Origin of the sequence: Nocardioides mesophilus (genome assembly GCF_014395785.1) — a bacterium.
In the GTDB taxonomy this organism is placed as follows: Bacteria; Actinomycetota; Actinomycetes; order Propionibacteriales; family Nocardioidaceae; genus Nocardioides_B; species Nocardioides_B mesophilus.
This window is the reverse complement of record NZ_CP060713.1, coordinates 4030333-4049037: the sequence shown is the minus strand read 5'-3', so window position 1 is coordinate 4049037 and position 18705 is coordinate 4030333. Positions and strand designations below refer to the sequence as shown.

The window sequence follows — 18705 nt, the reverse complement described above, 5'->3', positions numbered from 1 at the left end:
CGGCGGCTCTCATCGGGTCCGGCTAGGGGGCCCGGTGCGAGCCGGTCTCGTGGCCCGGGATGTCGTCCTCCCGCTGCACCCCGGGTGGACCCGCCACTATCAGGGCCCCGCCCTCGCGCAGGTTGGCCGGTGCGATGGCCCGGGACACGTGGTAGGCGACCAGGGCGACGATGGTGCCCAGGGCGATGCCGCCGAGCTGGAAGTTGTCGGTGATCTTCAGCGAGGTGTTGCCGATCGCGATGATGATCCCGGCGGCCACCGGCACGAGGTTGACCGGGTTGGCGAAGTCGACCTGGTTCTCCTTCCAGATCTTGGCGCCGAGCAGGCCGATCATCCCGTAGAGCACGACGGTGATGCCGCCGAGCACCCCGCCCGGCGTGGCCGAGACGAGCGCCCCGAACTTCGGCGACAGGCCGAACAGGATCGCCACCACCGCGGCGACGTAGTACGCGGCCGTGGAGTAGACCCGGGTCGCTGCCATCACCCCGATGTTCTCGGCGTACGTCGTCGTGGGCGAGCCACCGACCGCCGAGGCGAGCACGGTCCCGATGCCGTCCGCGGCGATCGCGCGGCCCATCACGGGGTCGAGGTCGCGCGCGGTCATCTCGGCGACCGCCTTCACGTGGCCGGTGTTCTCGGCGACCAGCGCGATGACGGCCGGCAGCATCAGCAGCACGAACGCCAGGCTGAAGGCCGGCGCGTGGACGCCAACGACGCCGTTGGCGAAGTCGCTGACCGGCGGGAACCCGACCCAGTCGGCGTCCTTCACGCCGCCCCAGTTCACCCGGTCATGGGGGAACGCGGTGGCGACGCAGTACGGGCCCTCGGGCGAGCACACCTTGCCGGCGGCGTCACGGAGGTTCTGGCCGGGCAGCACCGAGGTGATCTGGCCGAACTGGTCGAACAGCCAGGAGATCAGGTAGCCGAAGATCAGGCCGAGGAACACCGCGATGCGGCCGAGGAAGCCGCGCAGCCCGACCGCCATCAGGATCACCGCCGACATCGTGAGCAGCGCCACCCACTGGTCCTGGGGCCAGTAGATGTTCGCCACCACCGGCGCCAGGTTGAAGCCGATCAGCATCACGACCGCGCCGGTCACCACCGGGGGCAGCACGGCGTGCAGCACGTGGGTGCCGGCGACGTGGATCAGCAGGCCGACCAGAGCGAGCACCACGCCGGCGACGAGGACCGCGCCGGTGACGTCCGCGGGGTTGCCGCCCTGGCTGTAGATCGCGGTGGCGCCGCCGACGAAGGAGGCCGACGTGCCGAGGTAGCTGGGCACCTGGCCCTGCACGATCAGCAGGAAGCAGATCGTCGCGATGCCGCTCATCATGATCGCCAGCTGCGGGTTGAGCCCCATCACCAGCGGGAAGACGAAGGTGGCACCGAACATGGCGACGACGTGCTGCGCCCCCAGCCCGGCGGTCCTCCCCCATGACAACCGCTCGTCGGGGGCCACGGCCGCACCCGGCGGTGGGGTCTTGCCCCCGTAGACGACCTTCCAGCCAAACGTCATCGCAGGCCTCCGCACTGAAGACCCGGTCCCGGGCGGACCGGTGCCTCCACACTGTGCCCGAAAACCGGCGGTCCTGAGGTCACAACGCGACACGTGTCGCGCCGATCGTCGCATCTGCGAGGTTCCCTGCTGGGCGCGCCCCGGCGGCCTAGGCTGCTGCGCGTGATCCCCGTGAGGTCGTCCGTGCCGGTCGCCGCGTCCACGCTGCTGACCACGCTGCTCACCGGGGCCCCCGGGCCGCGGTCGGCGACCGCTCCCCTGCGGCAGGTGCACCGGACCCGGATGAGCGTGCACTACGAGACCGGCCGCGACGACGTACCGCTGCTCTGCGTGGCGCTGCCGGAGGCCGTGCGGCTGCCGGCCTCGCTGCTGACGGCGACGCTCCCCGACGGCCCGGTGGACCTCGACCGGTGGCAGGTGACCCGCTGGTGGCAGCCGCCGCGGCCGAGCGGCCTGGTCCCGCCCGCCCGGACGCACCACGACGGCTCGTCCGAGGAGCAACCGGCGGTTCTCGACCCGGCCGCCCTCGTCGGGGCCGGCGAGGGACTGACCCCGGCCGGCGACGACCTGCTCGCCGCCGCCCTGGTCACCGCCCGCGCCACCGGCGACCCGCGGCTGCCCCGCTGGTGCGCCGCGACCGAGGTGGCGCTGGCGACCCGGCGTACGACGGCTGTCTCCCGCGCCCTGCTGCACCACGCTCTGGAGGGCTGGTGCGTCCCCGAGCTGGCCGGCTACCTCGAGGCCGCCTGCTCCGGGCACGGGCTGCCCGCGGCGACCGCCAGGCTGCTCGCGCTCGGCCACAGCTCGGGGGCCGCGTTGCGCGCGGGTGTGCACCTGGTCCTCGACAGCCGTGCCGTCGCAGCACCCGGAGGAGCCGCATGACCCGCACCCTGGAGGTCCGCTCGGGCGTCTACGTCGACTCGGTGACCCTGATGCAGGTCAGCCGCCGCGTGGCCGCGGTCGAGGGCGTCGACGCCGCGCTGGTCGCGATGGCGACCGACCTCAACCTCGACCTGGCGCGCGGCATGGGCTTCGAGGTCCCGGCCGGGGTCGGACCGAACGAGCTGCTGGTCGCCGTCGACGCCACTGGCGACGCCGCGCTCGCGGAGGCGCTCCGACGCCTGGACGAGGCGCTGCACGAGCAGCGGCCGGCGCCCACCGGGTTCGGCGCGCCACCGGCGGCCCTCACCGTCCGTGCAGCCGCCCGCGGCCTGGACCCGGCGAGCGCCGTGGCGCTCGTGTCCACGCCGGGCCGGCACGCGTTCTCCGACGCGGTGGACGCGGTCGACGCCGGGCTGACCACCCTGGTGTTCTCCGACAACGTCCCGGTCGAGCAGGAGGTGGCGCTCAAGCGCTACGCCGAGCAGGACGGCGTGCTGGTGATGGGGCCCGACTGCGGGACCGCGGTGATCGGCGGGGTCGGGCTCGGCTTCGCCAACGTGGTCCGGCCGGGGCCGGTCGGGATCGTGGCGGCGTCCGGCACCGGTGCCCAGCACCTGATGTGCCTGCTCGACGGGGCCGGGATCGGGGTCACCCACTGCCTCGGCGTCGGGGGCCGCGACCTGTCCGAGGCGGTCGGCGGGCTGTCCACGCTGCGGGCGCTGGAGCTGCTCGACGCCGACCCCGACGTGGAGCTCGTGGTGGTGGTCTCCAAGCCGCCGTCACCGGCCGTCGCCGAGGCGGTACGGCGGCGCGCGGAGCGGCTGGGCACGCCCGTGCAGCTGGCCCTGCTGGGTCCCGGCCGGCCGGACCTGACCGCGTCGGCCCGCGAGGTCGCCCGTTCCCTGGGTCACGAGTGGTCGGCGCCGGAGCACTGGGCCGGGGCGCCGGGGCGCGGCCGGCCCGGTGGCTTCCTGCGCGGCCTCTACTCCGGCGGGACGCTGTGCGACGAGGCGATGCTGGTCGCCGGTGAGCGGCTCGGCCCGATCGCCTCGAACATCCCCCTCGACCCGGCCGACGCGCTCGCGCCGGGCCTCGCGTCCCGCGGGCACACGATGATCGACTTCGGCGACGACGCGCTGACCCGCGGGCGCCCGCACCCGATGATCGACGGCAGCCTGCGGGTCGAGCGGTTGCGCGCCGAGACCGCCGACCCGACCGCCGGCGTGCTGCTGCTGGACGTGGTGCTCGGTCACGGTGCCGACCCCGACCCGGCGGCCGGCCTGGCCGGGCCGGTGCAGGAGGCGGTGGCGGCCGGCCTCCCGGTGGTCGTCTGCGTCGTCGGCAGCCGCGAGGACCCCCAGGACCTGCGGCGCCAGTGCGGCCGGCTGACGGAGGCCGGGGCTGCCGTGCACCGGTCGAACGCCGCCGCCACCCGCGCGGCGCTGGACCTGCTGGAGCCGGCCGAGGAGGACCGATGAGGACACCGGAGACCGTCGTCACCGCGGGGGCCGCGCTGCTGGCCGACGCCCTCGACGGGCAGGCCGTGGCCACCCGGCGGGTGGACTGGCGGCCACCCTCCGGGGACCCCGCCGCCCTGGCCGCGGTGATGGGCGACCGCCGCCGGCGCCCGGCCAACGCGCAGGCGCTCGCGGCGATGCTCGCCGCGGAGGCCTGCCTGGTCGACGTACGCCCGGCGGCGGAGGTGCTCGGGCTCGAGCCGGGCCGGTTCCTGCACGCCGGGCCGCCGCTGGACTGGGCGCGCGCCTCCGGCCCGCTGCGCGGTGCGCTGGTCGGCGCGATGCTCCTCGAGGGGCTGGCCGGTGACCCGGCGGAGGCCGAGCGCCGGCTCGCCGCAGGCGACGGGGTGTCCTGGGAGCCCTGCCACCACCACGGCGGGGTCGGTCCGATGGCCGGCGTGGTGTCCCCGTCGATGTGGGTCTTCGAGCTGCGGGACGACGTGCACGGCCACACCTCGTGGTGCACGCTCAACGAGGGACTCGGCAAGGTGCTGCGCTACGGCGCCTACGGCCCCGAGGTGATCGACCGGCTGCAGTGGATGGGCCGGGTGCTCGGGCCGCTGCTCCAGGGCGCGGTGCGGTCCGCCGGTCCGGTCGACGTGCGCGCGATCGTCGCGCAGATGGTCCAGATGGGCGACGAGGGCCACAACCGCAACCGGGCCGGCACGCTGATGTTCCTCCGGGAGCTGCTGCCCGCCCTGATCGACTCCGGCGCACCCTCGCGCGACGTCGCGGAGGCGGTGCGGTTCGTCTCCGGCAACGACCACTTCTTCCTCAACCTCGTGATGCCGGCCTGCAAGCTGCAGACCCGGGCCGCGGCCGGGATCCCCGGCTCCACGGTCGTGACGGTGATGTCGCGCAACGGCACCGACTTCGGGATCCAGACCTCCGGCACCGGCGAGCGCTGGTTCACCGCGCCGGCGAACACCCCCGAGGGCCTCTACCTCGGCAGCTACGGCCCCGACGACGCCAACCCCGACATCGGCGACTCCGCGATCACCGAGACCGCCGGCCTCGGCGGCATGTCGATGGCGACCGCGCCCGCGATCGTCCGCTTCGTCGGCGGCTCGGTGCCGGACGCGTTGGCCACCACGCAACGGATGTACGACATCACCGTCGGGGAGAACCCGGCGTTCGCGATCCCGATCCTGGAGTTCCGCGGCGCCCCGACCGGCATCGACGTGACCGCGGTGCTCCGCTCCGGCGTGCTGCCGCAGATCAACACCGGGATGGCCGGGCGGGTCGCCGGCACCGGGCAGGTCGGCGCCGGGCTGGTCACCCCGCCGGTGGAGTGCTTCACGCAGGCGCTGGACGCGCTGGCGGCGGCCACCTGAGCCCGCCGGGCGTCACCGCTCCAGGCAGGTGCACACGCAGGCCCGGTTGCCCTCCGGGTCGGCCAGCACCACGAACGACGGGGCTTCGCGGTCGTCGACGACCCGGCCGCCCGCCGCGACCGCGGCGGCGATCCGCCGCTCGGCGAGGTCGTGCGGCACCCACACGTCGAGGTGGAAGCGCTGCCGCGGCGTCTCGTGCGCCTCCGTGCCCTGGAACCACAGCAGCGGCACCCGGCCGGCGGGGTCGACGACGTCGTTGCCGCTCAGCGCGTCGGTGGACCCGGTCAGCAGCGCCGCCCAGAACGGTCCGACGGCCGCGATGTCGGCGGTGTCGAGCGCCAGCTCGACCTCGGTCAGCGGGTCGGTGGCCGTGCCGATCCCCTGCTTGCGGGCGATCTCGTTGATCCGCCGGGCCAGCTCCAGGTCGCGGCCGGTGACCGCGCCGACGTCGTGGCTGAGCAGCTTCAGGTCGACGAACCCGTAGGTCAGCGTCACGTCCGGATGGTGCCCGACGGCCTCGGCGGCCTCGCCGACCGCGGAGACGAACGCCAGCCCGGTGGCGAAGTCGCCGGTGCGAAAGCGGGCGTGCAACGCCTGGGCGAGCCGTCGCCAGCCGTCGAGGTCCGCGTCGAGGATGTCCTGGACGGTCAGCTTCTCCATGTGCTCATGCAGCCATCACGGGAGCGCCCGCGTCAAGAGGGGTGGAGTGCGAACGACCGGTCAGGCGTTGCCGGAGTGCCGCTCGACGAGCTGGCGGATCTCACGGACGTGCTGGACGGCCCGGGCGCCGTCGGAGCCCTGGATGCCGATCGCCGCGACCGTGGTCCCGTCGCTGAGGTCGAGCTCGGCCCACGGGCTGCCGGGCCGCAGCGTGATCGCCACGATCTGTGCCCACTCGAAGGTGCGGGAGCGGTAGCCGTTCACGACCGTCAGGCCGGTGTCGCGTGCCTCCACCCGGCTGCGGGCCAACCCCCAGCCGAGGGACAGGAACCCGAGGCCGAGCACGATGACCGTCCCCCGCTGGAAGATCGTGAACTGGTCCCGGATGGACTGCGGGAACGTGAACCAGATGACCGCGGTCACCAGCAGCAGCAGGGCGCCGAACACGAAGACCGCGATCCGGACCCCCAGCGGCCGGAAGGTGTGAGGCAGCGGCACCGTCATCTCACAACCGGCACGCGTGGATGTCGGTGGAGAGGATGCCGCGGGCACCGAGCTCCCACAGCTCGTCCATGACGCGCTGGGCGGTGTCGCGCCGGACCATCGACCGGACCGCGACCCACCCTTCGCGATGCAACGGCGAGACCGTCGGGCTCTCGATGCCGGGCGTCAGGGCGACGGCCTGCTCGACCCGCTCCTCGCTGATGTCGTAGTCCATCATCACGTAGGAACGGGCCACCAGCACGCCCTCGAGCCGGCGCCGGAAGACGTCGAAGTCGGCGGCCAGGTCGGCGCCGCTGCGGGTGATCAGCACCGCCTCGGACTCCAGGATCGGCTCCCCGAACACCTCCAGGCCGGCCTGGCGCAACGTGCTGCCGGTCTCGACGACGTCGGCGATCACGTCGGCGACGCCGAGCTGGACGCTGGTCTCCACGGCACCGTCGAGCCGGGTGACCGAGGCGTCGATGCCGTGCTCCTCGAGGTAGCGGCGCACCACCCCGTCGTACGACGTGGCGATCCGCTTACCCGCCAGGTCGGTCACGGAGCCGATCACGCCCGGACGGGCGGCGAACCGGAACCGGGAGCGGCCGAAGCCCAGCTCGAGCGCCTCCTCGGCCTTGGCGCCGGAGTCCAGCAGCAGGTCACGTCCGGTGATGCCGACGTCGAGGGTGCCCTCGCCGACGTACAGCGCGATGTCGCGCGGACGCAGGTAGAAGAACTCGACGCCGTTGTCGACGTCGACCAGCGTCAGCTGCTTGCCGTCGCTGCGCTGCTTGTAGCCGGCCTCGCGGAGGATGTCAGAGGCGGACTGGGACAGCGAGCCCTTGTTCGGGATCGCGATCCGGAGGAGATCGTGGCTCATCGGAGACCTCTCGGGTGGTCCGGAAACGGTCAGAGGTGGGTGTAGACGTCGTCGAGGTCGAGACCGGTGGCCAGCATCAGCACCTGCGCGTGGTACAGCAGTTGGCTGATCTCCTCGGCGGTGCGCTCGGGTCCCTCGTGCTCGGCGGCCATCCAGGACTCGGCGGCCTCCTCGACCAGCTTCTTGCCGATCGCATGCACCCCGGCGTCCAGCTCGGCGACCGTGCCGCTGCCCTCGGGACGGGTCCGTGCCTTCTCGGCCAGCTCGGTCCAGAGCTCGTCGAACGTCTTCATCCGCTCGCTTCCTGCAGGTGGGAGGTCCCTCGCGGACCGGTCACAAGGGTACGGCGTCCGCGCGGTCCGCCGACCGACGGATCCCGCGCAGGGTCATCGCGGTCATCAGCGCCGCCGCCGTGGCCTCGTAGCCCTTGTCCTCCGAGGACCCCTCCAGGCCGGCGCGGTCCAGCGCCTGCTCGTCGGTGTCGCAGGTGAGCAGGCCGAAGCCGACCGCGGTGCCGGTGTCGAGCGCGACCCGCGAGAGCCCGTCGGTGGCCGCCGAGCAGACGTAGTCGAAGTGCGGGGTGCCGCCGCGGATCACCACACCGAGGGCGACCACCGCGTCGTAGCCGTCCTCGGCCAGCGCCTGGGCGACGACCGGCAGCTCGAAGGAGCCGGGGACCCGGACGACGTGCGAGGCCTCCACCCGGTAGGCCTCCAGGGCCCGACGGGCGCCGGCGACGAGGCCGTCCATCACCTGCTCGTGCCAGCTCGCGGCGACCACCGCGACCCGCAGGTCGTGGCAGTCGACGGGACGGTCCTGGGGGCTTCCTGCTCCGCTCACGTGGTTCCTCCTTGCTCGACGGGGACCCGATCGTCCTGCAGGTCCGGCAGCTGGTGGCCCATCCGGTCCCGCTTGGTGAGCAGGTAGCCGATGTTGTGGCCGTTGGGGTGCGGGGTCAGCGGCACCCGCTCGAGGACCGGGATCCCGTAGTCCTCGAGGTTGGTCACCTTGTCGGGGTTGTTGGTCAGCAACCGGACCGAGGTCACCCCGAGGTCGCGCAGCACCTGGGTGGCGGTGCCGTAGTGCCGGGCGTCCGCGGGCAGGCCGAGCTCGAGGTTGGCGTCCACCGTGTCCCGGCCGCCGTCCTGGAGCTGGTAGGCCTGCAGCTTGGCCACCAGGCCGATCCCACGGCCCTCGTGCCCTCGCAGGTAGACCACGACGCCGCGGCCCTCGGCGACGATCCGCTCCATCGCCTCCTGGAGCTGTGGCCCGCAGTCGCAGCGGTGCGAGCCGAACACGTCGCCGGTCAGGCACTCGGAGTGCACCCGGGTGAGCACCGCCTCGCGGCCGCCGGGCGCGTCCAGGTCGCCGTGCACCAGGGCGACGTGCTCGGAGCCGTCGATGGTGATCCGGTAGCCGTAGGCGGTGAAGTCGCCGGAGCCGGTGGGCAGCCGGGTCTCGGCGACCCGCTCGACCAGCGTCTCGTGGCGGCGCCGGTGGTGGATCAGCTGCTCGATCGAGATCATCGACAGGCCGTGCTCGTCGGCGAAGTCACGCAGCTGCTGACCGCGCTTCATCGTGCCGTCGTCGTTGACGATCTCGGAGATCACCCCGGCCGGGGTGAGTCCCGCCAGCCGTGCCAGGTCGACGGCGGCCTCGGTGTGCCCGGGTCGGGCGAGCACCCCGCCCTCGGCGTAGCGCAGCGGGAACACGTGCCCGGGCTGGGTGACCTCGAACGGCTCGGTGGCGGAGTCGTTGAGCACCCGGACGGTGTGCGCGCGGTCGGCGGCGGAGATCCCGGTGCTGACCCCGTCGCGGGCGTCGACCGAGACGGTGTACGCCGTCCGGTGCCGGTCGCGGTTGTGCGGGGTCATCAGCGGGATGCCGAGCCGGTCGAGGGTGGCGGCCTCGAGCGGGGCGCAGATCACCCCGGAGCTGTACCGGATCGTGAACGCCATCAGCTCCGGGGTGGCCCGGCTGGCGGCGAAGACCAGGTCGCCCTCGTTCTCGCGGTCCTCGTCGTCGACGACCACGACGGCCCTGCCGGCGGCGATGTCGGCGACCGCCTTCTCGACCGGGTCGAGTCGCACCTTCGGCGCGCTCACGCGACGGCCTCCTCGCGCGACGGCTCGGCCGCGAGCCGGTCGGCCGTGCGGCGGGTGCGCACCCAGGTCAGGAACCCGGCGACGCAGAAGCCGCCGTACACGAGGTAGAGCACCGCGGAGGGGTAGTAGCCGGACGAGAACAGCAGCGGTACGCCGACCACGTCGACCGCGATCCAGATCAGCCAGAACTCGATCCAGCCGCGCGCCATGCCGTAGGTGGCCAGGATCGACCCGGTGAGGATCCACGCGTCCGGGAGCGGCCCCCACGAGCCGAGCGCGCGCAGCACGTAGAAGAACACCACGGTGCCGACGACGGCCATCACCGCCAGCTGCGCCCAGCCGCGCGGACCGGCCCAGCGCGGCACGATCGCGCCGCCGTCGGCCGCCTCCCCCGTCCGGCGGCTGCGCTGCCAGCGCCACCAGCCGTAGACGGAGACCGCCAGGAAGAACACCTGCCGCCCGGCCTGCCCCCACAGGTCCTCGGCCTGGGGCTTGTCGAAGATCCCGCCGACGAAGACGGTGAACAGCAGCAGGTTGCCGATGATGCCGACCGGCCAGGCCCACACCCGGCGCCGCATCCCGCCGATCGCGCTGGCCAGGCCGAAGCCGTTGCCGACGATCTCGCGGACCAGCAGCTCGGCGGCCGGGACGGAGATGCCGAGGAACGACCAGGACGGGATGTCCAGCGTCCCTTCCAGCAGCCACTCGATGGGGTTCATGCGTCGTCTCCTGCAGGGGTCGGGGTGCGGTGCTCGAGCAGCCGCTCGACGTACTTGGCGATCACGTCCACCTCGAGGTTGACGGTGTCCCCGGCCAGTTTCTGGCCGAGGGTGGTGCGGGCCAGCGTCTCGGGGATGAGGCTGACCGTGAACGAGGTGTCGCCGACCTCGACGACCGTCAGCGAGATGCCGTCGACGGTGATCGAGCCCTTGGCGACCAGGTAGCGCGCCAGCGTGGTGGGGAGCGAGATCTCGACGACCTCCCAGTGCTCGCTGGGCGTGCGGGCCAGCAGCGTCCCGGTGCCGTCGACGTGGCCCTGGACGATGTGGCCGCCGAGCCGGCTGTGCGCGGTCACCGCGCGCTCGAGGTTCACCCGGGCTCCGACCTCGAGCGCCCCGAGCGAGGTCTTGTCCAGGGTCTCGCGCATCACGTCGGCGGTGAAGGTCTCGCCGTCGCGCTCGGCGACGGTCAGGCAGCAGCCGTTGACCGAGATCGAGTCGCCCAGGTGCGCGTCGGTGGTGACCAGCGGCCCGCGCACGGTGAGCCGGATCGCGTCGGTCTGCTCCTCGATGCCGTCCACGACGCCGAGCTCCTCGACGATGCCGGTGAACATCAGCTGCCTTCCTTCCGCGGGGTCATGGTGAGGCGCACGTTGGTGTCCTCGTCCGGTGAGCTGCTCTCGAGCACGGCCACGTCGGTGACCTCGAGGTGCAACGCCGCCGTGATCGACCCGATGCCCAGGTCGCCGACGGCCGGATGGCCGGCGCCCAGCAGCAGCGGCGCGACGTAGGCCACCACCTCGTCGACCAGGCCGGCCCGCAGGAACGCCGCCGCCACCGTGGGACCGCCTTCGAGGAACAGGTGCTGGCGGTCGCGGCGGTGCAGGTGCGCCAGGACCTCGTGGGGGTCCCGGGTACGCAGCACGACGGTCTCGGCGGCCGCGTCGAGGACCCGCCGCCCGGCGGGCAGCTCGCGCAGCCCCATCACCACGCGCAGCGGCTGCCGCTCCGGCGGCAGCGGGGCGTCGAGCTCGTCGCGCACCGTCAGCTGCGGGTCGTCCTCGAGGACGGTGCCGGTGCCGACCAGGATCGCGTCGCAGAGGCCGCGGAGCCGGTGGGTGTCGAGGCGGGCAGCCCTCGAGGAGACCCAGCGCGAGCTGCCGTCGGCGGCGGCGCTGCGACCGTCGAGCGTGGTGGCGAGCTTCCAGCTGACGTAGGGCCGCTGGTGGTCGACGGCGAAGGTCCAGGTCCGGTTGACGGCGCGGGCCGCCTCCACCATGAGGCCGCCCTCGACGTCGACGCCGGCCGCGCGCAGCGTCCCCGCACCGCCGACGGCGACGGGGTTCGCGTCGGACTGCGCGTAGACCACACGAGCCACCCCGGCCTCGATGAGCGCCCGGCTGCACGGGCCGGTGCGGCCGGTGTGGTTGCACGGCTCCAGGGTCACCACCGCGGTGGCCCCCCGGGCGTGCCGGCCGGCGCGGGCCAGGGCGTCGACCTCGGCGTGCGGCGTGCCGGCGCCCCGGTGGTGGCCCTCGGCGACCGTGGTGCCGTCCGGCCCGAGCAGCACGCAGCCGACCCGGGGGTTCGGTCCGAGCGGGACGCCGGGGGTGCGGGCCAGCTCGAGCGCGCGCGCCATCGCGGCCTGCTCGGCCGGGCTGAACGTCATCGCGGGGGCCCTCTCCGTCCGGCGCGGACCCTGGGGGCGGCTCGACAGGAAGGCGGACGCCGGCGTCGGCACCGGTCGCCCGGGGGCCGACGCAACGGCTGCGTGCGCTTCCCATCCGGACTTTGACCGTCGGTCCAGGAGTTCCACCTGGTCAACCGGCTGCTGGCTGCAGCCGGGTCGCGGACTATCACCGCCGGCTCGGAATTGCACCGACCCCAGAGCACGCGAGCTGAACACTCGTCTGCGCACAGCCTGCCACAACGAGACCGGAGACAGCGTGTGAGGCTCGGCACGCGAGCAGCGGCGGCTCAGACCGAGGCGGTCCCGGCCGCGGTGGCGGCGGCGCGGAGCTGGTCGACCATCTCGTTGGGGTCGTCGGCCTTGAACACCGCGGAGCCGGCCACGAACACGTCCGCCCCGGCTTCGGCGCACCGCTCGATGGTCTCCAGCGAGACACCGCCGTCCACCTGCAGCCACATCTCCAGCCCGTGCCGGGCGATCAGCTTGCGGGTCCGCCGGATCTTGGGCAGGCACACGTCGAGGAACGACTGACCGCCGAAGCCCGGCTCCACGGTCATCACCAGCAGCATGTCCAGCTCGGGCAGCAGGTCCTCGTAGGGCTCGATCGGGGTCGCGGGACGCAGCCCCATCCCGGCCCGGGCCCCCTGCGCCCGCAGCTCCCGGGCCAGCCGCACCGGGGCGGTCGCCGCCTCGACGTGGAAGGTCACCGACCCGGCGCCGGCCTCGACGTACGCCGGGGCCCAGCGGTCGGGGTCCTCGATCATCAGGTGGCAGTCCATCGGCGTCCCCGATGCCTTGCCCAGGGCCTCGACGACCGGGAGGCCCACGGTCAGGTTCGGGACGAAGTGGTTGTCCATCACGTCGACGTGCAGCCAGTCGGCGTGCGAGATCCGCTCCGCCTCCTCGGCGAGGCGGGAGAAGTCGGAGGCGAGCAGGCTGGGCGAGATCTGGATAACCATGGCGGCGTCCACCCTAGTGCTCGGCCGGGGCCGCCCCGACCCGGACCGCGCTGCGGCGCAGTCGCCACTCCGCGGCGGCGGCGAAGGCGCAGCCCCAGGCGATGGCCGCCGTCCCGAGCCCGCGGCCCATGCTGCCCTCGAGGTCGGGGTAGGCGGTCGACCACCAGCCGACCCAGGCCACGCTGCCGGCCAGCGTCCACACCGGCAGCCGGGCTCCGGGCACCCGTCCGCCGACGGCGGCCGCTGCGACGGCGCCGAGGGTGATCACCGCCAGTCCCAGGGCCGCCTGCATCGGCAGGTGGTCGAGCCCGAGCGTGATGTCGGGGCTCAGGGACGGGTAGGTGTCGACGCAGGCGGCGGCGAAGGCGCCCCCGAGCACGGCGCCGGCCACCACGAGCCAGCGCAGCCAGCCGTCGATCGGCGGCGCGGCCGCATGCGCCCGGGACAGCGCGGCCAGCCCCGCCGCGTTGGCGGCGAGCAGCAGCGCCGGCACGAGCTGCGGCAGGTAGCCGGTCCACACCGCTGCGGCGGCGATCGCGACGGCCACGGCCAGCAGCTGGGCGGCGACCAGTCCGCCGGTGCGCGGCCGGACCGCGTGGACCAGCAGCGGCGCCGCGACCAGGACGGTGAACAGCGTCCCCCAGCCGGTCTCGAGCAGGTAGGACTCACGCCAGGAGTCGTCGAAGAACATCACCACGAGCAGGTCGATGGTGCCGAAGAACCCCACCGCCCAGAACGCGGCGGTGAGGACGGCGAAGATCCGGGAGGCTGCAGTGCGCACCGGGCCATCCTGGTGGTTGGTCAGAATTTGCGCAGCAGTGCCAGGAACATCGCGTCGGTGCCCTGCCGGTGCGGCCACAGCTGCACCGTTCCGGGCAGGACCATCTGCCCCGGCCGCAGGGCGGGCACGTCCGCCAGCAGCGGTGCGACGTCCTCGAGCCGTACGTCGGACCGGTCGGCGAGCACCGCGGAGACCACCCCGGAGGTCTCGGCGAGCACCGGCGAGCAGGTCGCATAGAGCACCACGCCCCGGGCCGCACCGAGTCCAGCGCCGAGGAGAGCAGTGCCCGCTGCAGCGGCACCAGTCCGTCCAGGTCCGCGGGCGTCTTGCGCCACCGCGCCTCCGGCCGTCGGCGCAGGGCTCCGAGCCCCGAGCAGGGCGCGTCCACCAGGACCCGGTCGAAGCCGGCCGGCGCCCAGGCCGGCCGGGTGCCGTCGGCGGCCACGACGCCCAGCAGGCCGGCGCCCGCCGTCGCGGTGGCGGTGCGGACCAGCCCGGCCCGGTGCGGCGCCCGCTCGGCGGCCAGCAGGCGGGCGGGGCGGGCGGCGGCCAGCGTCGCCAGCAGCGCGGCCTTGCCGCCGGGGCCCGCGCAGACGTCGAGCCAGCGCTCGTCGCGGCCCTCGACCGGCGCGGCCGCCAGCACCAGGGCCACCAGCTGCGACCCCTCGTCCTGGACCCCGGCACGTCCCTCGGCGACCGCCGGCACGTCGAGCGGGTTGCCTCCCTCGAGGGTCACCGCGAACGGCGACATCTGCGAGGGCACTCCCCCGGCCGCGGCGAGCTCGGCGACCGTGGCCAGGCCCGGCCGTGCCACGAGCGTGACCCGGGGTGCGGCGTTGTCGGCGGCGAGCAGGTCCTCGAGCTCATCCTCGGCGGGCCCGAGCGCCTCCCCGAGCGCCTCGACGACCCAGCGCGGGTGCGCGTGCGCGAGGGACGCGAAGCCGACCGGGTCGCTGGCCGGGTCCGGCGCCAGCCGGCGGATCCAGCCGGACAGGTCGTGCTCGGCCACCCGGCGCAGCACCGCGTTGACGAAGCCGGCGGGGCGGTGCCCGACCTTGGCCCGGACGAGGTCGACGGTGCTGCCGACGGCCGCGTGCGCGGGCACCCGCATGGAGAGGATCTGGTGGGTGCCCAGCCGCAGCGCGTCGAGCACGGCCGCGTCGACCTGGGCCAGCGGGCGGTCGACGTTGGCGGCGATCACCGCGTCGTAGGTGCCCTGCCGCCGGATCGTCCCGGAGACCAGCTCGGTCGCGAAGGCGGCGTCGCGCTCCCGGATCCCCCGGCTGCGCAGCAGCGCGGGCAGCACCAGGTTGGTGTAGGCCCCCTGCTCGCGCACGGTGGTGAGCACGTCGTACGCCGCCAGCCGCGGCGCGTCGAGGGGAGCCTTCCGGGCCGGCGGCCGGCCACCGGCTCCGGGGCCGCGGGGCCGGGGCCGGGAGCGGCGCTCAGGCATCCGGGCCGAACCGGGCGCCGGAGGCGATGCGGGCGCCGCGGGCCCAGTCCGCCGCCGGCATCGCCTTCTTGCCGAACGGCTTGACCTCGCCGAGCAGCACCGGCATCGAGCCGGTGCCCACCAGGACGGCGTTCTTGGTGACCTCGAGCACCCCGGGCGGCAGCTGCCGGTGGTTGCCTTCGATGAGCACCGGGCCGACCTTGAAGCGCTCTCCGGCGAAGGTGGTCCAGGCCCCGGGGTTCGGGGTGCACGCGCGGACCTGCCGGTCCACGGCGGCGGCCGGGTCTGCCCAGGCCACCTCCGCGTCCTCGACGGAGATCTTCGGGGCGAAGGAGACCCCCTCGGCGGGCTGCTCGCGCGCCTCCAGCTCGCCGGAGGCGATCCCGTCCAGCGTCGCCACCAGCAGCTGCGCGCCGCCGGCGGCCAGCCGGACGAGCAGGTCGCCGGCGGTGTCGGTGGGCCGGACCCGCTCGGTCATGACCCCGAAGGTCGGGCCGGCGTCGAGCTCCTTGACGATCCGGAACGTCGTGGCGCCGGTGACCTCGTCGCCGGCCCAGAGCGCGTGCTGCACCGGTGCGGCGCCCCGCCAGGCCGGCAGCAGCGAGAAGTGCAGGTTGACCCACCCGTGCGGGGGGATGTCCAGGGCGCTCTGCGGCAGCAGCGCGCCGTACGCGACGACCGGGCAGCAGTCCGGTCGCAGCGCCGTCAGCGCCTCCTGGAAGTCCGGGTCCCGCGGGTGCGACGGCTTGAGGACGGGCACGCCGAGCTCCTCGGCCTGCAGCGCGACCGGCGAGGCGACCAGCTTGCGGCCCCGGCCGGCGGGGGCGTCGGGGCGGGTCACCACGCCGACCAGCTCGTGGCTGCTGGCGGCGACGGCGTCCAGCGCGGGCACGGCGACCTCGGGGGTGCCGGCGAAGACGACCCGCATCAGAGTCCCAGCCCGTTGGTGCGGTGCGGGGAGACCTTAACGGTGGTCGCGGCGCCGAACCAGTCGGACTCGCGGATCTGCTTCATCGCCGCCCTGCGGGCCTCCCGGTCCAGCCGGTCGATGAAGAGCACGCCGTCGAGGTGGTCGGTCTCGTGCTGGATCGCCCGGGCCAGCAGCGCGGAGCCCTCGATCGTCACCGGCTCGCCGTGCATGTCGAAGCCGTGCGCGACCACCGACAGCGCCCGCTTGCAGTCGTAGCTGAGCTCGGGCAGCGACAGGCAGCCCTCCGGGCCGTCCTGGAGGTCCTCCGACAGCCGGAGTGAGGGGTTCACCAGGTGCCCGGTCTGCCCGTCGACGTACCAGGTGAACACGCGCAGCCCCACCCCGATCTGCGGTGCCGCGAGCCCGGCGCCCGGCGCGTCGAGCATCGTCTCGGTGAGGTCGGCGACGAGCGTGCGCAGCTCCTTGTCGAAGTCCGTCACCGGCACCGCGGCGCTGCGCAGCACCGGGTCTCCGAACAGGCGGATCGGCTGGATGGCCACAAGGCTCCTCGAGGGGTACGTCGTCGGGGGCGTCCGGCGACGACCCAGTCTACGGATGCGGCGGGCCGCGGCCGCGGCGGCTACTCCAGCCCGACCGGGTCGACCTGGACCCGCAGCGAGGTCAGCTTGCGCGCCGAGCGGACGCCGTTGAGCTCGACCAGCGCCCGCGAGAGCGCCGGACCGGCGGCCCGCGGGACCCGCAGCACGAGCCGCTGCAGGTCCGGCTCCCCCGCGGCCCGCGGCGGGACCGGCCCCGCAGGCAGAGTCACCGGCACCGGCCCCAGCACCTCCGAGCCCGCCGGCAGCCGCAGCGACGCCAGGGCGCTCTCCAGGTCCGGCTCGGTGCCGGTGACGGTGGCCAGCCGGGAGGCCGGCGGCAGGTGCGCCGACTGGCGCTCGGCCATCTCGCGCTGCGCGAAGCCGACCGGGTCCCACCGCACCAGGGCCTGGAGCACCGGGTCGCTGGGCTCGCCGACGGCCAGCACCCGACCGCCGTCGCCGGCCGGACGGCCCAGCGCGACCGCGTTGAGCCACCGGCGCAGCGACTCCTCGCCGGTGCGCAGGTCGGGGCGCGCGAGCATCAACCAGGTGTCCAGCAGCACCACGCAGGAGTAGCCGCCGGCGGCCACCGGCTCCGCGCCCGGCGTGGCCACCACCAGCGCCGGCTCCGCACCCACCTCGGCCAGCACCCGCTCGCCGCCGGAGGTGCGCACCGGCACCGCCGGGAAGGCGCGGCCGAGCTCCTCGGCGGTGCGACGCTCGCCGAGCACCGGTGCCCGCAGGCCCCGGCCGCCGCACTCCGGGCAGGCCCACTGCGGCTCCGACACCCCGCACCAGCGGCAGGTCGGCGGATCGGTCGGCGCCAGGATCCGGAGCGGTCCGGTGCACGCCCGGCAGCGGGCCGGCGCCCGGCACCGGTCGCAGGCCAGGCTGGTGACGTAGCCCTGGCGCGGCGTCTGCAGCAGCACCGGCCCCTGCTCGAGCCCGGCCCGCACCGCGTCGAAGACGGCCCGCGGAAGCCGGGCGCTGCGGGCCCGCGGGTCGCGCTCCAGCTCACGGTCGGTCGCCCCGGTGATCGCGACGTGCGGCGAGCGGGCGCGCAGCACCCGACGGTCCGCGGAGAGCTCCTCGGCCCACCCGGTGCGGATGAGGTACTCCCCCTCGACGGTGCGCGCGAAGCCGCCGACCAGGACCGCGCAGCCCTCGAGCTGGCCCCGGGTCAGCAGCACCTCGCGGGTGTGCGGGTAGGGGGCCCGCGGCTCGGCGTAGAGGTCGTCCCCGTCGTCCCACATCGCCACCAGCCCGAGGTCGTGCACCGGGGCGAACGCCGCCGCGCGGGTGCCGACGACGATCCGCACCGCGCCGCGGGCGACTGCCAGGAACGCCCGGTAGCGAGCGGAGGGCCCAGCGTCGGCGGCGAGCACCACGTGCCGGCCGGCGCCCAGCACCGAGGTGAGGGCGGCGTCCAGCCGGTCCACGTCGCGCCGGTCCGGGGCGCACAGCAGCGCCCCGCGGCCTGACGCGGCGGTGGCCGCGGCGGCGAGGGCGAGCAGCCTGGCCCAGTCCTCGCCGGGCAGCGCCGCCCACACCGCGTGCGGGGACTCCCCCGCGGCGAGCCGGCCGGTGAACCGGCCGCCGTCGTAGGGCGCCCAGTCGGCGGCGACCTCCGCGGGATCGACCTCGACCGGCGAGGCCGGCACCGACTCCTGCTTCTCGACGGTGGCGTGCCGCGGCGGCACCGCGAGCCGGAGCACGTCGGAGCGGGTGCCGGCGTAGCGGGCCGCGACCTCCTCGGACAGGGCGGCGACGGCCCGGGAGAGCACCGGCTCGCCGCTGACGGCCCGGCGCAGCGGCGCCAGCCGGCCCGGGTGCTCGGAGCTCGGCACGCGCTCGAGCACGAAGCCGTCGACGTCCTGGCCGGCGAACCGCACCTTGACCCGGGACCCGGCGACGACGTCCGCGTCGAGCTTGCGCGGCACGGTGTAGTCGAACGGCCGGTCCAGGTGCGCCAGCGGCACGTCGACCAGGACCCGGGCCACCGGCAGCTCCGGCGCCGGGTCGACCGGGGCCGGCCCCTTCTCCCGGGCGGCCGCCTGCTGCCGGACCGCCCCGGCCACCTCGCGGGCGCGCACCAGGCCCGGGATCAGCTCCAGCTGCTCCTCGGTCTGCGGCGTCTCGGGGTCGGGCACGGCGACGATCCTTCCAGCCACCTCCCCCCGGAACGCGACAAGGGCCCGGAACCACCAGATCGGTGGC

18 protein-coding genes, 2 pseudogenes and 1 riboswitch are annotated in these 18705 nt (G+C 74.8%); of the genes and pseudogenes, 3 read left to right on the top strand and 17 right to left on the bottom strand.

The window, feature by feature from the left end:
* Positions 1 to 22 precede the first annotated feature (22 nt).
* The gene (locus H9L09_RS19320; RefSeq protein ID WP_187578421.1) at positions 23 to 1516 is read right to left on the bottom strand and encodes a uracil-xanthine permease family protein; all 1494 of its coding nucleotides are present in this window, start codon (positions 1514 to 1516) and stop codon (positions 23 to 25) included.
* Between the two features lie 162 nt (positions 1517 to 1678).
* Between H9L09_RS19320 and H9L09_RS19315 the strand changes: the two genes are divergently transcribed.
* From H9L09_RS19315 to H9L09_RS19305, 3 genes are read left to right on the top strand one after another with little or no spacing between them, the layout of a single operon-like run.
* On the top strand, positions 1679 to 2398 hold the full coding sequence (locus tag H9L09_RS19315) for an oxamate carbamoyltransferase subunit AllH family protein (protein WP_187578420.1): 720 nt from the start codon (positions 1679 to 1681) through the stop codon (positions 2396 to 2398).
* Positions 2395 to 3876 carry an AllF/FdrA family protein gene (locus H9L09_RS19310; RefSeq protein WP_187578419.1) on the top strand — a complete coding sequence of 494 codons (1482 nt, stop codon included), beginning with the start codon at positions 2395 to 2397 and terminating at the stop codon, positions 3874 to 3876. The genes H9L09_RS19315 and H9L09_RS19310 overlap by 4 nt, the downstream gene beginning before the upstream one ends.
* Positions 3873 to 5249 (top strand): YlbE family protein, encoded by a 1377-nt coding sequence (locus H9L09_RS19305; RefSeq protein ID WP_187578418.1) that lies wholly within the window; start codon positions 3873 to 3875, stop codon positions 5247 to 5249. The genes H9L09_RS19310 and H9L09_RS19305 overlap by 4 nt, the downstream gene beginning before the upstream one ends.
* A gap of 12 nt (positions 5250 to 5261) precedes the next feature.
* Here H9L09_RS19305 and H9L09_RS19300 read toward each other — a convergent pair whose 3' ends face one another.
* The 16 genes and pseudogenes from H9L09_RS19300 to H9L09_RS19230 all read right to left on the bottom strand — a co-directional run bounded on the left by H9L09_RS19300 (position 5262) and on the right by H9L09_RS19230 (position 18638).
* Positions 5262 to 5909: a 4a-hydroxytetrahydrobiopterin dehydratase gene (locus H9L09_RS19300; protein WP_187578417.1), complete on the bottom strand. Its 648-nt coding sequence runs from the start codon at positions 5907 to 5909 to the stop codon at positions 5262 to 5264.
* A 60-nt stretch (positions 5910 to 5969) separates the two neighbouring features.
* The gene (locus tag H9L09_RS19295; protein WP_246456118.1) at positions 5970 to 6407 is read right to left on the bottom strand and encodes a PH domain-containing protein; all 438 of its coding nucleotides are present in this window, start codon (positions 6405 to 6407) and stop codon (positions 5970 to 5972) included.
* 7 nt (positions 6408 to 6414) lie between these two features.
* Positions 6415 to 7272, bottom strand: a complete 858-nt coding sequence (hisG, locus tag H9L09_RS19290) for an ATP phosphoribosyltransferase (RefSeq protein ID WP_187578415.1) — start codon at positions 7270 to 7272, stop codon at positions 6415 to 6417.
* Positions 7273 to 7301: 29 nt separating this feature from the next.
* Positions 7302 to 7565 carry a phosphoribosyl-ATP diphosphatase gene (locus H9L09_RS19285; RefSeq protein WP_187578414.1) on the bottom strand — a complete coding sequence of 88 codons (264 nt, stop codon included), beginning with the start codon at positions 7563 to 7565 and terminating at the stop codon, positions 7302 to 7304.
* A 40-nt stretch (positions 7566 to 7605) separates the two neighbouring features.
* Complete coding sequence (gene ribH / locus H9L09_RS19280; protein ID WP_187578413.1) at positions 7606 to 8112, bottom strand: 6,7-dimethyl-8-ribityllumazine synthase; 507 nt, start codon at positions 8110 to 8112, stop codon at positions 7606 to 7608.
* On the bottom strand, positions 8109 to 9377 hold the full coding sequence (locus tag H9L09_RS19275) for a bifunctional 3,4-dihydroxy-2-butanone-4-phosphate synthase/GTP cyclohydrolase II (RefSeq protein WP_187578412.1): 1269 nt from the start codon (positions 9375 to 9377) through the stop codon (positions 8109 to 8111). The genes ribH and H9L09_RS19275 overlap by 4 nt, the downstream gene beginning before the upstream one ends.
* Positions 9374 to 10096: a nicotinamide riboside transporter PnuC gene (gene pnuC / locus H9L09_RS19270; protein ID WP_187578411.1), complete on the bottom strand. Its 723-nt coding sequence runs from the start codon at positions 10094 to 10096 to the stop codon at positions 9374 to 9376. The genes H9L09_RS19275 and pnuC overlap by 4 nt, the downstream gene beginning before the upstream one ends.
* Positions 10093 to 10710 carry a riboflavin synthase gene (locus H9L09_RS19265; RefSeq protein ID WP_187578410.1) on the bottom strand — a complete coding sequence of 206 codons (618 nt, stop codon included), beginning with the start codon at positions 10708 to 10710 and terminating at the stop codon, positions 10093 to 10095. The genes pnuC and H9L09_RS19265 overlap by 4 nt, the downstream gene beginning before the upstream one ends.
* Entirely contained in the window at positions 10710 to 11765 is a 1056-nt protein-coding gene (gene ribD / locus H9L09_RS19260) for a bifunctional diaminohydroxyphosphoribosylaminopyrimidine deaminase/5-amino-6-(5-phosphoribosylamino)uracil reductase RibD (RefSeq protein ID WP_246456117.1), read from the bottom strand. The genes H9L09_RS19265 and ribD overlap by 1 nt, the downstream gene beginning before the upstream one ends.
* Before the next feature lie 98 nt (positions 11766 to 11863).
* Positions 11864 to 11993: riboswitch (FMN riboswitch) on the bottom strand.
* A gap of 80 nt (positions 11994 to 12073) precedes the next feature.
* A complete protein-coding gene (gene rpe / locus H9L09_RS19255) occupies positions 12074 to 12745 on the bottom strand; it encodes a ribulose-phosphate 3-epimerase (RefSeq protein WP_187578409.1) in 672 nt (223 codons plus the stop codon).
* Between the two features lie 13 nt (positions 12746 to 12758).
* Positions 12759 to 13526: a hypothetical protein gene (locus H9L09_RS19250; RefSeq protein ID WP_187578408.1), complete on the bottom strand. Its 768-nt coding sequence runs from the start codon at positions 13524 to 13526 to the stop codon at positions 12759 to 12761.
* Between the two features lie 20 nt (positions 13527 to 13546).
* A pseudogene (locus tag H9L09_RS19245) lies at positions 13547 to 14535 on the bottom strand (RsmB/NOP family class I SAM-dependent RNA methyltransferase).
* A gap of 54 nt (positions 14536 to 14589) precedes the next feature.
* Positions 14590 to 14979 (bottom strand): annotated as a pseudogene (locus H9L09_RS22850) (transcription antitermination protein NusB); the annotation flags it as partial.
* Positions 14972 to 15907: a methionyl-tRNA formyltransferase gene (gene fmt, locus H9L09_RS19240; protein ID WP_187578407.1), complete on the bottom strand. Its 936-nt coding sequence runs from the start codon at positions 15905 to 15907 to the stop codon at positions 14972 to 14974. The pseudogene H9L09_RS22850 and the gene fmt, both read right to left, overlap by 8 nt.
* A complete protein-coding gene (def, locus tag H9L09_RS19235; protein WP_187578406.1) occupies positions 15907 to 16449 on the bottom strand; it encodes a peptide deformylase in 543 nt (180 codons plus the stop codon). Before def ends, fmt begins: the two co-directional genes overlap by 1 nt.
* Before the next feature lie 80 nt (positions 16450 to 16529).
* Entirely contained in the window at positions 16530 to 18638 is a 2109-nt protein-coding gene (locus H9L09_RS19230; RefSeq protein WP_246456116.1) for a primosomal protein N', read from the bottom strand.
* Positions 18639 to 18705 lie beyond the last annotated feature (67 nt).

Excerpts from the sequence above, each read along its gene's own strand:
- H9L09_RS19310 (WP_187578419.1), top strand. The coding sequence starts at position 2,395 with ATGACCCGCACCCTGGAGGTCCGCTCGGGCGTCTACGTCGACTCGGTG.
- H9L09_RS19320 (WP_187578421.1), bottom strand. The coding sequence starts at position 1,516 with ATGACGTTTGGCTGGAAGGTCGTCTACGGGGGCAAGACCCCACCGCCG.
- H9L09_RS19300 (WP_187578417.1), bottom strand. The coding sequence starts at position 5,909 with ATGGAGAAGCTGACCGTCCAGGACATCCTCGACGCGGACCTCGACGGC.
- H9L09_RS19265 (WP_187578410.1), bottom strand. The coding sequence starts at position 10,710 with ATGTTCACCGGCATCGTCGAGGAGCTCGGCGTCGTGGACGGCATCGAG.
- H9L09_RS19285 (WP_187578414.1), bottom strand. The coding sequence starts at position 7,565 with ATGAAGACGTTCGACGAGCTCTGGACCGAGCTGGCCGAGAAGGCACGG.
- fmt (WP_187578407.1), bottom strand. The coding sequence starts at position 15,907 with ATGCGGGTCGTCTTCGCCGGCACCCCCGAGGTCGCCGTGCCCGCGCTG.
- hisG (WP_187578415.1), bottom strand. The coding sequence starts at position 7,272 with ATGAGCCACGATCTCCTCCGGATCGCGATCCCGAACAAGGGCTCGCTG.
- H9L09_RS19305 (WP_187578418.1), top strand. The coding sequence starts at position 3,873 with ATGAGGACACCGGAGACCGTCGTCACCGCGGGGGCCGCGCTGCTGGCC.
- rpe (WP_187578409.1), bottom strand. The coding sequence starts at position 12,745 with ATGGTTATCCAGATCTCGCCCAGCCTGCTCGCCTCCGACTTCTCCCGC.
- pnuC (WP_187578411.1), bottom strand. The coding sequence starts at position 10,096 with ATGAACCCCATCGAGTGGCTGCTGGAAGGGACGCTGGACATCCCGTCC.
- ribD (WP_246456117.1), bottom strand. The coding sequence starts at position 11,765 with ATGACGTTCAGCCCGGCCGAGCAGGCCGCGATGGCGCGCGCGCTCGAG.